The organism is Thiothrix sp. UBA5583 (assembly GCA_002425225.1).
GTDB lineage: Bacteria > Pseudomonadota > Gammaproteobacteria > Thiotrichales > Thiotrichaceae > Thiothrix > Thiothrix moscowensis.
The window spans coordinates 6964-19606 of sequence record DILV01000035.1; the positions used below are offsets into that span (position 1 = coordinate 6964).

Below are 12643 nucleotides of genomic sequence, written 5' to 3' on the forward strand. Positions count from 1 at the left end.
GAGGGGGTTGGGGGGTGAGGGGTACTCTTAATGACATACACTCACCTCCGCCACACATGTCTGTTGCAAAAACTGCTGTAAATCATCGGGCGTGGGCGGGCGTTTGTGTTGGGTGGAAAAACGCCGTACCAACGCAAGAATCGCTTCGGCTTGTTCCTGTTCCAGCGGTACGCCGAGCAGGGCGTAGGCACGTTGTACCCCGTGGCTGCCGGAATGTTTGCCCAGCACCAGTTGGTGATGCCGCCCCATCTCTGACGGGTCTACGCCTTGGTAATTGCGCGAATCTTTCAGCAAACCATCGACGTGGATGCCGGACTCATGGGTGAACACGCCCTCCCCTACCAGGCTTTTTTGCCAGCCAACCGGGCGACCGGAGGCTTTTTCCACCAGCAAGGAGAGTTTGGGGAAGCGTTTTAGGTTGATGCCGCAGTCCAGCCCGTACAAACGCCCCAGCCCCAGCGCAACCTCTTCCAGCGGCGCATTCCCAGCCCGTTCGCCAAGGCCGTGGACGGTGGTGTTGACGTGGGTAGCCCCTGCCCGCGCGGCTGCCAGTGTGTTGGCGGTGGCAAGACCGAGGTCGTCATGGGCGTGCATTTCGATTTCGAGGTCAGAGTGGGAACACAGCGATGACAGCCAGTCGTGGGTGGCAAACGGTTCGAGGATACCGACCGTATCGGCAAAGCGGAAACGTTGTGCGCCAGCGCTGGCAGCAGTTTCCAGCACTTGCAGCAGGAAGTCGCGGTCAGCACGTGAGGAATCTTCCCCGCCTACGGCCACGCCCAGCCCCAGATTGAGCGCAATTTGCACATGTTCACGGATTTGTTGCAGCACCCAGGCCCGGTCACGCTTGAGCTTGTGGGTGATTTGCTGGTCGGAAACCGAGATGGAGATGTCGATCATGTCCACCCCCAAATCACGGCACAGCAGGATGTCGTCGCGGCGCATCCGGCTCCACACCATCAGCCGCGCATTCAAACCCAGATTGGCAACGGCGCGGATGGAATCGCGCTCTTCCTCACCCATTGCGGGGATGCCGACTTCGAGTTCAGGCACACCCAGTGCATCCAGCCCGCGTGCAATCGCCAGCTTTTCCGCGAGGGAAAACGCCACCCCGGCGGATTGTTCACCGTCACGCAGGGTGGTGTCGTTGATGGTGATGAAACGGTCAGTCTGCTGCATGGTGTTATTCCTATGGCAGGGTGAGTTGCACCAACGGGCTGGACGGGGGGCTGGTAGTGGCAGAAACGGATGGTGGTTTCAGCGCGGGTAATTTGCCTTGTTCCACTAATGCCGCCAGCAGGGTTTGCAACTCGCCGCTGTTGTACAGCTCTTCCACGATGTCGCTGCCGCCAACCAGTTCGCTGCCAATGTAGACCTGCGGGAAAGTCGGGAAGCGTGAAAAGCGCGGCAGGTATTCGTAAATGAACGGTGATTTCAGCACATTGACGTAGGCAAATTCCGCCCCGCTTTTCTTCAGATAGCTGACGGCCTTACCGGACAAGCCGCATTCGGGCGCGTCCGGCGTGCCTTTCATGTAGATGATGACCGGGTTTTCCGTCACCTGTTGCTGGATTTTTTCCAGGGTTTTGTTGCTCATACCGCACCCCAGACTTCGCGTTTGACATCGGTGCGGCTGGTAATGGCTTCATCCAGGGTGGCAGTCTTGAATTTGGGCTGGTAGCTTTTCAGCGCGTTGTAAACCGTGACCACTTTGTCTTCGGTGGATTGCCCCTTGAGGTCGTGCTTGTCGAGGTAGCACAAATCCAGCAGCTCGTTCCAGACCATGCCGGAAGGCAGTGGAATCAGGGTGTATGACCGCCCCTCCACATCCACCACCACGCTTTCTTTCAGGTTATCGACGAAAAACAGCGGTTTGCAGTCCGGCGCAAGGTCGGCAGTGAAGCGGCTGATGAATTCCGGCAATTCGAGGATGTCGCTGAAATTGCCCACCACCATCAGCAGGCTGGTGTCATCGGCGAGGATGACGGCTTCCTTGATCACGGCTTCGGGTGGGTTGCGCTTGTTGGCGACTTCGTTGAATTCGCCGAGCTTGACGATCAGATCGCCACGGAAAGCGTACTGCCCGCTTTTGGTTTTAGCGTTGATGGTAATCAGCCACATCAGTTCTTGGGCTTTGTAGGTATCCAGCAGCATGGGGAAGTCTCCTTCTAGTCAGACAAACAAATGCCTGTGCTACAGCAGGAAACGTGCCAGCCGGTAATTCCCCTTTTCTTTCAGCGACATGTCATTTCCAGCGCGGCATGTTGAATGATGGATTTGAGACGATTTGTAGGATTCGTGACAGCCGTTTATCGCCTGCCCTGCTGGTGATCATTGGCAAAAAATAATTTGCCAATGATTATTTTTGCCATTATCTTTAAAAGACAATCCAACCAGACTTGTCAAGGTGACTGCCATGCAAGAATGCACCATCGCCATCGGGCAAAATGGCCGTCTCGTCATCCCGACAGCCATACGTAAAGCCCTGAACTTGCAGGAAGGGCAACGCCTGCTCCTGCGGATTGAAAATGAATCCATCATCATGGAAAAACCCACCGATATTGTGAAAAAACTGCAAAACCGTTTCCGCAAGATTCCTGTGAGTCTGGCAGACGAGCTGATCCAGGAACGTCGTCAGGAAGCGGCAAAGGAACACCATGATTCTTGATGCGTCGGCACTGCTGGCCCTGTTGCAGGACGAACCAGGCGCGGATAAAGTGCAGGCTGTGCTGCATCGCGCCATCATCAATACCGTCAACTGGTCGGAAGTCATTCAGAAACTTTCGGTGCATGACCCCGACGCGGCGGATATTCGCGCTGAAATGGAATTGACCGGGTTGAAAATCATGCCGTTCACTATCGACCAAGCGGAAATCTGCGCAAAACTTTGGGAACAAGCCAAACCCTTTGGATTGTCGCTGGCTGATCGTGCCTGTATTGCGACCGGCATTGACCGTAACATGGAGATCATGACTACGGACAAGGTTTGGCAGGAGATGGAATTGCCCATTGCTGTTAATGTCATCCGGTAAGCGAGGGAAACAGAGGTAGAAACATGGAAAAGCGCACACTGACCATCACATTGCAGGCTGACTTGAGAGTGTTCAAGATTACATAGAGCTTTGGTTTCAAAATCCAAGTGATGTAATAAATCCCCCATTTGTAGCATTCCAAACAATCAAAAAATCCATAAAAACCAATAAAAACAATCAGATAAAGCCTTGGCACACCCCTTGCTTTGCCTCCTGCATAGATTGACCGAGGTAACGCCCATGATGAAGTCCAAGGACATCGCCGAACTGCTGAACGAGCCAGCCTGTTCCCACAACAAAAAGGAAAAGTCCGGTTGCGCCCGCCCCAAACCGGGGGCTTCGGCAGGCGGCTGCGCCTTCGATGGCGCACAAATCGCCCTGTTGCCGATTGCGGATGTGGCGCACATCGTCCACGGCAGCATTGCCTGCGCGGGCAGCTCGTGGGATAACCGGGGAACCCGTTCCAGCGGCCCGCGCCTGTTCAAAGTCGGCATGACCACCGACCTGACTGAGCAGGATGTGATCATGGGGCGCGGCGAAAAACGCCTGTTTCATTCCATCAAGCAGGCCATTGACGACTACAGCCCCGCCGCCGTATTCGTCTATAACACCTGCATCCCCGCCCTGATCGGCGACGACATCGAAGCTATCTGCAAGTCGGCGCAGGAACGCTGGGGAACCCCGGTCGTGCCGGTCGATTGCGCCGGGTTCTATGGCACCAAAAACCTCGGCAACCGCATCGCCGGGGACGCGATGGTGAAACACGTGTGCGGAACCCGCGAACCCGACCCGCTACCACACGGCGCACAAAGCGGCAACTTCAAGGTGCATGACGTGAACCTGGTCGGCGAATACAACATCGCGGGCGAATTCTGGCACGTGCTGCCGCTGCTGGATCACCTCGGCATTCGCGTGCTGTGTACCCTCTCCGGTGATGCACGTTACCGCGAAGTCCAGACCATGCACCGCGCCGAAGTCAACATGATGGTCTGTTCCAAAGCCATGCTCAATGTTGCCCGCAAACTGGAGGACAGCTTCGGTACGCCGTGGTTTGAAGGCAGCTTCTACGGCGTGGAAGACACCAGCAAGGCGCTGCGTGATTTCGCCCGTATTATCAACGACCCCGACCTGACCGAGCGCACCGAACGCCTGATTGCCAGCGAGGAAAAGCGCATCCACAAGGCGCTGGAACCGTGGCGCAACCACCTGCGCGGCAAGCGGGTGCTGCTCTACACCGGCGGGGTGAAATCGTGGTCGATCGTCTCTGCTCTGCAAGACCTTGGCATGACTGTGGTCGCCACGGGCACCAAAAAATCCACCGAGGAAGACAAGGCGCGTATTCGTGAAATCATGGGGGAAAACACCAAGATGATTGATGATGGCAGCCCGCGTGCGCTGCTCAATGTGGTGCGGGATTATCAGGTGGACATCCTGATCGCGGGTGGGCGCAATATGTACACCGCGCTCAAAGCCCGAATCCCCTTCCTCGACATCAATCAGGAGCGTGAATTTGGCTATGCCGGTTATGAAGGGATGCTGGAACTCGCCAAACAATTAGCCTTGACCATTGAAAGCCCGATCTGGCAAGCCGTGCGCAAGCCTGCGCCGTGGGCGGTTGGCGGTAAAACCACAGAGGGCACAGAGGACACAGAGGGAAGCAAGGAGGTTGTACATGCCTGAGATCAGCAAACGCAAAAAAGCGCTGTCGGTCAGTCCGCTGAAAGCCAGCCAGACGATTGGGGCGGCGCTTGCTTTCCTCGGCTTCCACCGCGCCATCCCCATGTTGCACGGGGCGCAAGGCTGTACCGCGTTCGGCAAGGTGTTTTTCGTGCGCCACTTCCGCGAACCGATTCCGCTGCAAACCACGGCGATGGATCAAATCGCCGCCGTGATGGGTTCCGACGACAATGTGGTGGAAGGGCTGAAAGCCATTTGCAGCAAAAACAGCCCGTCACTGGTCGGTGTACCCACCACCGGGCTGGCTGAAACCCAGGGCAGTGACGTGACGATGGCGGTTGGCGAATTCCGCAAGAAATACCCCGAATACAGCCACATCCCAGTTGTGCCACTTTCCACCCCGGATTTCAGCGGTTGTCTGGAAACCGGCTTTGCCAAAGCGGTGGAAGGCGTGATCAACGTGATGGTTCCTGACGCAGCCAGTGCTGGAACCAAGCCGGGCAAGCGTCCGCGCCAGTTGAACGTGCTGGTCAATGCCTCGCTCACCCCCGGCGACTTGGAAGCACTCAAGGACATCATCGAACTGTGCGGTTTCCGCCCGTTGGTGATCCCCGACCTGTCCGATTCGCTGGACGGGCATTTGCCGGATGAAGATTTCAGCCCGTTGACTATCGGCGGCACACCCGTGGCGGAAATGGCGACGCTGGGCGATTCCAAAGCCACGCTGGTGATCGGCGCATCCCTGAATGCAGCGGCGGATTTGCTGAAGGAACGTACCGGCGTGCCGGATTACCGTTTCGACCACCTGATGGGGCTGGCAGCCAACGACGCTTTCATCCACGCCCTGCACCAGCTTTCCGGCGAACCCGTGCCGCTGAAACTGCAACGTCAGCGGGCGCAATTGCAGGATGCGATGCTCGACACCCATTTCATGCTGGGGCTGTCGCGCTTTGCGATTGCGGCTGATGCCGACCTGTTGAATGGCTTTTCGCAGCTACTGGCGGAAAACGGTGCGTCTACCGTTGCCGCCGTTGTGCCTGCCAATGCGCCAGCCATCAAACACATCGCCGCCGAACACGTCCACATCGGCGATCTGGAAGACCTGGAAAAAATGGCGGAAGCGAATGAGGCCGAAGTCCTGATCTGCAATTCGCACGGGCAGGAAACCGCACTGCGGCTGGGTATTCCGCTGTTACGTGCCGGTTTCCCGCAATACGATCTGGTCGGTGGCTATCAGCAGCAATGGATTGGTTATGCGGGAACACGCCAGACCCTGTTCGATATTGCCAATATTTTGCTGTCGCTGGAGAAGGGGGAAATCCATCCCTATCGCTCGATTTATGCGCAGAAGCGGGATGATGAGGTGACGCATTTTGGCAAGCCAGCACACAACCTGCACTGACTCACAAGGTAGGCAGATATGACCTTGACAAGGCGGCTCACGGTACTTGGGCACGACACTGAGGACAACTTTATGGAAACAGCAATCAAGGTTGCGTTTGCATCCACCGACATGGAACACATCGACCAGCACTTCGGTGCGGCGGAGTCGTTCGCCATCTTTGCGGTCACACCCGCTGAAGTGCAACTGGTGGAAGCCACCCAGTTCGGCAAGCTGGCGATGGACGGCAACGAAGACAAGCTCGATGCCAAGATCAAGGCGCTGGCAGGTTGCGTGGCAGTCTATTCACAAGCCGTTGGCGCATCGGCGGTTGCCAAGCTCAAGGCAGCCAATATCCAGCCGGTCAAGGTCAGTGCCGGGGCAGAGATCCGCGAACTGCTGACGGCTTTGCAAGACGAACTCCGCCAAGGCCCCAGCGCGTGGCTGGCACAAGCCATCAAACGGCTGCAAGGCCCTGCCAGTACCCGCTTCGACGCGATGGAAGCGGAAGGCTGGGACGAATGATCGAAGAAACCGCCACCGTGGTTGCCGCCACCCCCGAATTCATCTGGGTAGAAGCCCAAGCCCGTAGCGCCTGTTCATCGTGTGGCACGCAGGGCAGTTGCAGCACCGCCAGCGTTGCCAAACTGTTTGGAATGCGCCGCCAGCAGTTACGTTTGCCCAACACACTCGCCGCCAAACTGGGCGACAAAGTGGTGATTGGCGTGGCGGATCAGGTCATGGTGAAGGCTTCCCTCGCCGCTTATGTGTTGCCGGTGGTGCTGATGCTGGGCGCGGCGATAGTTGCAGACCTGCAAGGCATGGGCGATACGCAGCAAGTTGGCGTTGCCCTGCTGGGTTTACTACTCGGCTTATTGGGCGCAGGTGTGCTGACCAGCAATCGCCGCATGAACCGTTACTTCCAGCCACAATTATTACGCAAGATTACCCCTCACCCCCTCTCCCTCAAGGGGCGAGGGGGAACAAGAGATATTCTTAGCCCCTCTCCCCTTGAGGGAGAGGGGTTGGGGTGAGGGGTACAAACCCGAATTCCAACCTTTCCAAGGAGACCAACCATGAGCGAAACCAGCACCCTGATTGCCGCTGACGACCCCGTCCTCAGCACCGATTTTGCTACCGAAATGTTGCGCCAGATGCGTGCGCTCGACAGCTACGGCGCGTATGATAATTACACCCCCGCCAAAATCCTTGACCCCTTTGTTGTCACCAAGGCGATGAAGCGCGAAACCCCCATCATCGGCGACCCGGATGAAATCATCATTGCCCGCGTCAAGGTGTTCTACAACGCCATTGCCGCCCTGATCGAAAAGGAATGCGGCTTGATGGCCGTGCCGATGATGAACCTGTCGCACGAAGGTTTTGGCCGCGCCCTGATCACCGTCGGCAAGCTGGTGGTGGTTGACCGCACCTTGCGTGACATCCACCGCTTCGGTTTCGAGTCGCTGTCGAAAATGAAGGATGAGGCCGACAAGCTGCTGTCCGTCGCACTGGCGCTGGTCGGCAAACATTCCGACGTTGCCGGTTTGTAAGGAGGCCGCCATGACCCCGGAAGAGCTCAAAGCCCTGCAAAAAGCCGTCAGCAAGGCCAAACGCATTGCCACCGAACACGCCAGCCAGTTGCACGATCTGGTGGAAGACAAGTTGCCCGCCGGTTATCAGGAATTGCCTGCGGTGGCACAAGCCACTTACGAAGCCTGCCTCGCCTGGGCAGAAGCCAACGCCAAATTGCAAGCCGCCGAAGCCAGCACCTAGAGGACACACCCATGGAACCCATTACCGGCCTGACCCGTGGCGGCATCGCCTGGACACCCGCCTTCATCACCACCCTTAACCAGAAAAACTGCATCGGCTGCGGACGTTGCTACAAAGTCTGCCCGCGTGACGTGTTTGAACTGGTCGAACGCGACGAACTCGATCTGGAAGAAGATGACGACGACAGCGACGACGATTTCAGCGATGACGACAACACCATGGTGATGAACCTGAAAAACGTGCTGGACTGCATCGGCTGCCAGGCGTGTGCCAAGGTTTGCCCGAAAAAGTGCATGAGCCACGCCCCGCAAACGCTGGCAGCGTAACGGCTTACAAACGTTGTAACAATTCGGCCTTCTTGCTGGCGAACTCATCGTCGGTAAGAAGGCCTTTCTGCTTCAAATCTGCCAGCCGCTCAATCAGGGCGAAAATGCCACCATTGTCTGCGGGGACAGGGTTATTGACAGGGCTGTTGGCGTAAACAGGGGCGGTGGCCTGCATCGGTGCGACTGGGGCAACGCCATTCACCGACACCACCGGCAATTGATCAACGTATACCGTGCCGTATTGGCTGCTGAAGGACAGGGAATTGTTGCTGCCCTGCTGTTGCGATACCCCGCCAATCTGGTGGTCGAGCGTGTCGTAGACCGTGATTTGCCCGTTGATGTCCACCACCAGACGGCAAGTAGCGGGGAAATAAGCGTAACGGGTGTTGTTTTGCCCGCCCGTCGTCGAGGCAATGCCCAGCTCATCCGGCCACCAGTTGCGGCTACCTTGGAATTGCGTCGGGTTGCTGACGGGCATGAACACCGCAGGTTGCTGGCTGGATAATAGTTGGGACAATTCCGAACACAGCCCATCCAACTTGGCTTTCAAACCATAGTTGAACATATCACCCACCATCGTCATGCCGCCCTGCATCCATTGCCCGCCGCCGCCGAGTTCGTGGTGGTTGAATTGCGCCATTGTGCCGTTGCCATTCATCACGGCGTAGAGCATGTGGGTGACGGCATCGTTGGATACGCCGTAGCGTTGCGCCAAGTTGTTAATGGCATTTTGTCCGTAATCGGTGAAGGTTTGCATGAGAGTTCTCCGGGTTGAGAATGGGGGTGCTGTGCTGCCAAACCGCTGAAATTATTAAAGGGTTGCTGTGATAGACCGTTGGCAGGATTGATGCAGTGCATTATGGAACGTTTGGCAGAGATTGCAATGGCTTTTACAATGCGCCGATGAATACAAAACCTTTGTTGCCGCTGTCTGGCCTGGCTTACGGCGCGTTGCTGATTTTAGCATCCGAATTTTTTCTGGTGAGCGCGGGAATGGTGATTAAACACCTGAACGGCGTGGTCTCGACGGAACAAACCGTGTTTTTCCGCAATACGTTCGCGCTGTTGCTGCTGCTGCCGTGGTTGTGGCGCAGTGGGCTGCGGGTAGTGAAAACCGATTGCTTGCACCTGCATTTTTTGCGCTCGCTGCTGGGCGTCACTGCCATGAGCTGCATGTTTTATGCGTGGGGGCATCTGCCCTTGGCGCAAAGCGCGTTGTTGAAGCAAACCATGCCGCTGTTCGTACCGGTTGTGGCGTTTTTCTGGGTGGGGGAACGCTTGTCCTGGCGTAACTTTGTGACGATTGGCTTGGGGTTTGCCGGGGTGCTGTTGGTGCTGAACCCGTTTCAGGAGGCAGCGGTTTTCAATCTGGCGGTGGTGTTGGGGCTGTTCGGTGCGGTCATGGGCGGTTCGACCAAGGTAAGCATCCGGCGGATGCGTTCGAGCGAAGAACCAGCGTTGCGCGTGGTGTTTTATTTCGCCTTGTTTGCCAGTGTGTTGTCGGTGATTCCGGCTGTGCTGGCGTGGTTACCGCTGACTGGGGAAACCTTGGTGGTTATTCCTGTTGGGGGTGTTGGCAACCTTGGCGCAGTGGGCGTTGACAGCGGCGTATGGTCATGCTCCTGCGGGGCAATTGGGGGCGTTTACCTATGCGTCGGTGATTTTCGCGGCGGTGTTGGGTTGGTGGTTATGGGATGAAAGCCTGACGTTGCTGGCGATGGCAGGGATCGGGATTATCATTGCCGCCGGGTTGCTGGTGATGCTGGGGCAGCCGCGTTTACCCGTGGCACGATTGGTGGAGGATGGGGCATGAACAGCACGATCACGCTGGCGACGCTGGCAGATATTCCCGACTTATGCGGCTTGCTCGACCTGCTGTTCACGCAGGAAGCTGAGTTCACACCGGATACAGCGGCACAACAGCGGGGGTTGACGGCAATCATCCAGAATCCCGATGTGGGGCAAATCCTGATTGCGCGGCAGGCGGGCAAAGCGGTGGGCATGGTCAGCTTGTTGTACACCGTTTCCACTGCACTCGGCGGGCGCGTGGCACTGCTGGAAGACATGGTGGTAACGCCAGACACACGCGGGCAAGGCGTGGGGGCGCAATTGCTGGCACAAGCCATTGCGCTTGCCAAGGTGAATGGCTGTTTGCGGATTACCCTGCTGACGGATGCGGTGAATGATGCCGCGCAACGCTTTTACCAACGGCAAGGGTTTGTGGTTTCGCCGATGATGCCGCTGCGCTTGATGCTTGTGACAAACACGACAAAATAGCACTATTGACTGCTCTATATTGTTGATATTTAAATATTTGCATATTGGCTTACTTATTGCTTGTTAACGTTCAGTCGCAATGGAGGCCATATCACATGTATATCTGTGTTTGTAACGTCATCAATGATCGTCAGGTCAAGCAGGCGCTGAATGAAGGTGTGCTGTCTGTGCGAGCCTTGCGCCAATACTTTGCCTACCCGGAAAGCTGTTGCGGTAAATGTCATCGCTGCTTGCGGGAAATGATCAACGAGCATTTACAGGCGGCTGATTGTGAGTAGCGGGCTAGGTGTGAGGCTTGTCCGGCTTAAACGTCAACTAATGAACGGTGAGTAAGCTCAAACCAGTCATTTTGCCAACTCACTGAAAGCACTACCGTATTTGTGCAATACTTTTTTCGCAGCGTACATCTGCTCATCAAAATCCCGTTGATGGCGTGTCAGTATGAAACCTTCCGAACTTTCCAGCGGAGACAGGCTGTCGCCTTCACTTACGTTCAGTTTTTCCCGTACCTCTTTGGGCAGGACTATGCCAACAGAATCGCCAATGGCGGTGAGATTGACTTGTAACATGGCAGCGTATCCCGTGAGTACAAACGTAATAGTACGAGCCTAACCGTAGGGTGGGAGGAGCGCAAGCGATACCCCCCCATATATTCTGATGAGTGCTAGATTTATAGTGGTCAAGATATAAAATTCATGTCAACATTGACGCAAGGACTAATAAAGTTAGCATTCTTACTTAAGAAGGTGTTGTTTTGAAAAGACTTTTGATTTTATTTATGTTTTCGCACATTTTGATGTTTTCGCCTTTTTCCTATGGTGAGAACCAAGTTGGCGAAACTCAAACAAATAAAATGACGGAGACAGAAGTCAAAGCTAGTTCCCAAGAAGTGGTTCTTCCTCAAATGCAGGAATCTAAAAATGGAAACTCTAATGAAACAATATTATCTGAGCTAAATCGCCTTTCCAAAGAAGCAGAAGACAAATTTTCTATTGCAAGCTTGATTATTGATTGGTCAGCCATGTTCTTTGCGCTGCTTGCAATATTGCTGGTCATTGCTGGAGCAATAGGCATTAGAGAGTTTTCTTCAATAAGAGCATTAGAGAAAAACCTCAAGGATACATATGAAAAGGTTCAACAGGAACTAATTGAGATAAAGGAGCTGAGAGATGGACTTTTTCAGAAAATAGAAATGGTTGATAAAAAGCTTAAAGAAGAAAATCAACTGTTACTCAGAACAACTTATTTGATGAATGAAGGGATAAATAGTTTGCGAGCGGGAAATAGTGATCAGGCGATTGAAAAATTTAAAGATGTGTTGAAAAACAGCCCTGATGATTATAGCACCTTGTGTTATCTGGCAAGAGCATATGGATTAACAGAGAGGTTCATGCCTGCGAGAATGTATGCGCAAAAAGCTGTCTCAGTCGATGGAGGTAAATACTTTGCATATTATATTCTCGGTGAAATTTACAGAATGCAGAAAAATTATGTTCATGCCATAGAAAATTTGACCAAAGCAGTAGAATTGGCTCCCTTGACAAAAAACTTCAATGGGTTGGGTTATGCCTTTATGAAGAGTGGCAACTATATTGATGCAATCGATGCCTTTAAAGAATCTTTGTTCATTGAAGATCGTTATAGTGCTAACAGTGGCATTGCCAAGGTATACATGCTGACTAATGATTTGGTAAATGCAGAAAGGCATTTTTCCAGAGCAAAAACTCTTGCATTGAAAGATATAAAAAGAGGCATGAATAATTATGGGCTTTCTTATTTTAATGCCGCATTTTCTTTTATGTTTTTTGGTGACGCTAAGTCACTTGATTTTCTGAAAGATGCTATTAAGCAAACACAAAACAAAGGTGTTATCTCTGAACAGCTTCTTGATTATGAAATATTCAATGAGAAAAATATACTCTCTGGTTACTTGTTAACAGAAAGCATCAAAATACTTAAGGATAAACTCGATTCTCTTCAAATAGTCGATGAGGAAATTGCATGATTAATGAAGATGTATTATTAATTTGCCATGAGTGCATTGATGAGCCATTTCTTAAGGAACAAAGTTTTCCAAGAAGGAACTCTAATAACATGTTCATATTGTAATGAACATGGAAAGGGGGTTGAATTGATTGATGTTGCGGAAAAAATACGGCTCTTTGGGATTTCCCGTG

At 53.9% G+C, this 12643-nt stretch carries 19 protein-coding genes; 14 read left to right on the plus strand and 5 right to left on the minus strand.

The window, feature by feature from the left end:
* Window positions 1–27 precede the first annotated feature (27 nt).
* The 3 genes from nifV to B2U47_RS14780 are packed head-to-tail and all read right to left on the minus strand — an operon-like array spanning window position 28 to window position 2154.
* On the minus strand, window positions 28–1179 hold the full coding sequence (gene nifV / locus B2U47_RS14770) for a homocitrate synthase (RefSeq protein WP_296674428.1): 1152 nt from the start codon (window positions 1177–1179) through the stop codon (window positions 28–30).
* A 10-nt stretch (window positions 1180–1189) separates the two neighbouring features.
* Window positions 1190–1597 (minus strand): Grx4 family monothiol glutaredoxin, encoded by a 408-nt coding sequence (gene grxD, locus B2U47_RS14775; protein ID WP_296674426.1) that lies wholly within the window; start codon window positions 1595–1597, stop codon window positions 1190–1192.
* Window positions 1594–2154 carry a hypothetical protein gene (locus B2U47_RS14780; RefSeq protein ID WP_296674425.1) on the minus strand — a complete coding sequence of 187 codons (561 nt, stop codon included), beginning with the start codon at window positions 2152–2154 and terminating at the stop codon, window positions 1594–1596. The genes grxD and B2U47_RS14780 overlap by 4 nt, the downstream gene beginning before the upstream one ends.
* A gap of 262 nt (window positions 2155–2416) precedes the next feature.
* On the opposite strand from B2U47_RS14780, the gene B2U47_RS14785 reads away from it, so the two are divergent.
* The 9 genes from B2U47_RS14785 to fdxB all read left to right on the plus strand — a co-directional run bounded on the left by B2U47_RS14785 (window position 2417) and on the right by fdxB (window position 8189).
* On the plus strand, window positions 2417–2668 hold the full coding sequence (locus B2U47_RS14785) for an AbrB/MazE/SpoVT family DNA-binding domain-containing protein (protein WP_296674423.1): 252 nt from the start codon (window positions 2417–2419) through the stop codon (window positions 2666–2668).
* The gene (locus B2U47_RS14790; RefSeq protein ID WP_296674421.1) at window positions 2658–3032 is read left to right on the plus strand and encodes a type II toxin-antitoxin system VapC family toxin; all 375 of its coding nucleotides are present in this window, start codon (window positions 2658–2660) and stop codon (window positions 3030–3032) included. The genes B2U47_RS14785 and B2U47_RS14790 overlap by 11 nt, the downstream gene beginning before the upstream one ends.
* A 240-nt stretch (window positions 3033–3272) precedes the next feature.
* Window positions 3273–4712: a nitrogenase iron-molybdenum cofactor biosynthesis protein NifE gene (nifE, locus tag B2U47_RS14795; RefSeq protein WP_296674419.1), complete on the plus strand. Its 1440-nt coding sequence runs from the start codon at window positions 3273–3275 to the stop codon at window positions 4710–4712.
* Complete coding sequence (gene nifN, locus B2U47_RS14800; RefSeq protein ID WP_296674417.1) at window positions 4705–6111, plus strand: nitrogenase iron-molybdenum cofactor biosynthesis protein NifN; 1407 nt, start codon at window positions 4705–4707, stop codon at window positions 6109–6111. The genes nifE and nifN overlap by 8 nt, the downstream gene beginning before the upstream one ends.
* Before the next feature lie 72 nt (window positions 6112–6183).
* Window positions 6184–6615 (plus strand): nitrogen fixation protein NifX, encoded by a 432-nt coding sequence (gene nifX, locus B2U47_RS14805; RefSeq protein ID WP_296674416.1) that lies wholly within the window; start codon window positions 6184–6186, stop codon window positions 6613–6615.
* The gene (locus tag B2U47_RS14810; RefSeq protein ID WP_296674414.1) at window positions 6612–7124 is read left to right on the plus strand and encodes a SoxR reducing system RseC family protein; all 513 of its coding nucleotides are present in this window, start codon (window positions 6612–6614) and stop codon (window positions 7122–7124) included. Before nifX ends, B2U47_RS14810 begins: the two co-directional genes overlap by 4 nt.
* A gap of 42 nt (window positions 7125–7166) precedes the next feature.
* Window positions 7167–7640, plus strand: a complete 474-nt coding sequence (locus tag B2U47_RS14815; RefSeq protein WP_296674412.1) for a NifX-associated nitrogen fixation protein — start codon at window positions 7167–7169, stop codon at window positions 7638–7640.
* Between the two features lie 10 nt (window positions 7641–7650).
* Window positions 7651–7863 (plus strand): CCE_0567 family metalloprotein, encoded by a 213-nt coding sequence (locus tag B2U47_RS14820; protein ID WP_296674410.1) that lies wholly within the window; start codon window positions 7651–7653, stop codon window positions 7861–7863.
* A gap of 11 nt (window positions 7864–7874) precedes the next feature.
* Window positions 7875–8189 (plus strand): ferredoxin III, nif-specific, encoded by a 315-nt coding sequence (gene fdxB, locus B2U47_RS14825; protein WP_296674409.1) that lies wholly within the window; start codon window positions 7875–7877, stop codon window positions 8187–8189.
* Window positions 8190–8193: 4 nt separating this feature from the next.
* Here fdxB and B2U47_RS14830 read toward each other — a convergent pair whose 3' ends face one another.
* The gene (locus tag B2U47_RS14830; protein WP_296674407.1) at window positions 8194–8946 is read right to left on the minus strand and encodes an SHOCT domain-containing protein; all 753 of its coding nucleotides are present in this window, start codon (window positions 8944–8946) and stop codon (window positions 8194–8196) included.
* Between the two features lie 146 nt (window positions 8947–9092).
* On the opposite strand from B2U47_RS14830, the gene B2U47_RS14835 reads away from it, so the two are divergent.
* The 4 genes from B2U47_RS14835 to B2U47_RS14850 all read left to right on the plus strand — a co-directional run bounded on the left by B2U47_RS14835 (window position 9093) and on the right by B2U47_RS14850 (window position 10744).
* Window positions 9093–9887 carry a DMT family transporter gene (locus tag B2U47_RS14835; protein WP_296674406.1) on the plus strand — a complete coding sequence of 265 codons (795 nt, stop codon included), beginning with the start codon at window positions 9093–9095 and terminating at the stop codon, window positions 9885–9887.
* Complete coding sequence (locus B2U47_RS14840; protein WP_296674404.1) at window positions 9787–10002, plus strand: EamA family transporter; 216 nt, start codon at window positions 9787–9789, stop codon at window positions 10000–10002. The genes B2U47_RS14835 and B2U47_RS14840 overlap by 101 nt, the downstream gene beginning before the upstream one ends.
* Complete coding sequence (locus B2U47_RS14845) at window positions 9999–10466, plus strand: GNAT family N-acetyltransferase (protein WP_296674402.1); 468 nt, start codon at window positions 9999–10001, stop codon at window positions 10464–10466. Before B2U47_RS14840 ends, B2U47_RS14845 begins: the two co-directional genes overlap by 4 nt.
* A 95-nt stretch (window positions 10467–10561) precedes the next feature.
* Window positions 10562–10744, plus strand: coding sequence for a (2Fe-2S)-binding protein (locus B2U47_RS14850; RefSeq protein WP_296674400.1), 183 nt, complete (start codon window positions 10562–10564; stop codon window positions 10742–10744).
* Between the two features lie 66 nt (window positions 10745–10810).
* Here B2U47_RS14850 and B2U47_RS14855 read toward each other — a convergent pair whose 3' ends face one another.
* Complete coding sequence (locus B2U47_RS14855; protein WP_296674398.1) at window positions 10811–11035, minus strand: AbrB/MazE/SpoVT family DNA-binding domain-containing protein; 225 nt, start codon at window positions 11033–11035, stop codon at window positions 10811–10813.
* 185 nt (window positions 11036–11220) lie between these two features.
* Between B2U47_RS14855 and B2U47_RS14860 the strand changes: the two genes are divergently transcribed.
* Window positions 11221–12471, plus strand: coding sequence for a tetratricopeptide repeat protein (locus B2U47_RS14860; RefSeq protein ID WP_296674397.1), 1251 nt, complete (start codon window positions 11221–11223; stop codon window positions 12469–12471).
* Window positions 12472–12643 lie beyond the last annotated feature (172 nt).

Coding starts and splice junctions, on each gene's coding strand:
- nifV (WP_296674428.1), bottom strand. CDS start 1,179: ATGCAGCAGACTGACCGTTTCATCACCATCAACGACACCACCCTGCGT.
- grxD (WP_296674426.1), bottom strand. CDS start 1,597: ATGAGCAACAAAACCCTGGAAAAAATCCAGCAACAGGTGACGGAAAAC.
- B2U47_RS14780 (WP_296674425.1), bottom strand. CDS start 2,154: ATGCTGCTGGATACCTACAAAGCCCAAGAACTGATGTGGCTGATTACC.
- B2U47_RS14785 (WP_296674423.1), top strand. CDS start 2,417: ATGCAAGAATGCACCATCGCCATCGGGCAAAATGGCCGTCTCGTCATC.
- B2U47_RS14790 (WP_296674421.1), top strand. CDS start 2,658: ATGATTCTTGATGCGTCGGCACTGCTGGCCCTGTTGCAGGACGAACCA.
- nifE (WP_296674419.1), top strand. CDS start 3,273: ATGATGAAGTCCAAGGACATCGCCGAACTGCTGAACGAGCCAGCCTGT.
- nifN (WP_296674417.1), top strand. CDS start 4,705: ATGCCTGAGATCAGCAAACGCAAAAAAGCGCTGTCGGTCAGTCCGCTG.
- nifX (WP_296674416.1), top strand. CDS start 6,184: ATGGAAACAGCAATCAAGGTTGCGTTTGCATCCACCGACATGGAACAC.
- B2U47_RS14810 (WP_296674414.1), top strand. CDS start 6,612: ATGATCGAAGAAACCGCCACCGTGGTTGCCGCCACCCCCGAATTCATC.
- B2U47_RS14815 (WP_296674412.1), top strand. CDS start 7,167: ATGAGCGAAACCAGCACCCTGATTGCCGCTGACGACCCCGTCCTCAGC.
- B2U47_RS14820 (WP_296674410.1), top strand. CDS start 7,651: ATGACCCCGGAAGAGCTCAAAGCCCTGCAAAAAGCCGTCAGCAAGGCC.
- fdxB (WP_296674409.1), top strand. CDS start 7,875: ATGGAACCCATTACCGGCCTGACCCGTGGCGGCATCGCCTGGACACCC.
- B2U47_RS14830 (WP_296674407.1), bottom strand. CDS start 8,946: ATGCAAACCTTCACCGATTACGGACAAAATGCCATTAACAACTTGGCG.
- B2U47_RS14835 (WP_296674406.1), top strand. CDS start 9,093: ATGAATACAAAACCTTTGTTGCCGCTGTCTGGCCTGGCTTACGGCGCG.
- B2U47_RS14845 (WP_296674402.1), top strand. CDS start 9,999: ATGAACAGCACGATCACGCTGGCGACGCTGGCAGATATTCCCGACTTA.
- B2U47_RS14850 (WP_296674400.1), top strand. CDS start 10,562: ATGTATATCTGTGTTTGTAACGTCATCAATGATCGTCAGGTCAAGCAG.
- B2U47_RS14855 (WP_296674398.1), bottom strand. CDS start 11,035: ATGTTACAAGTCAATCTCACCGCCATTGGCGATTCTGTTGGCATAGTC.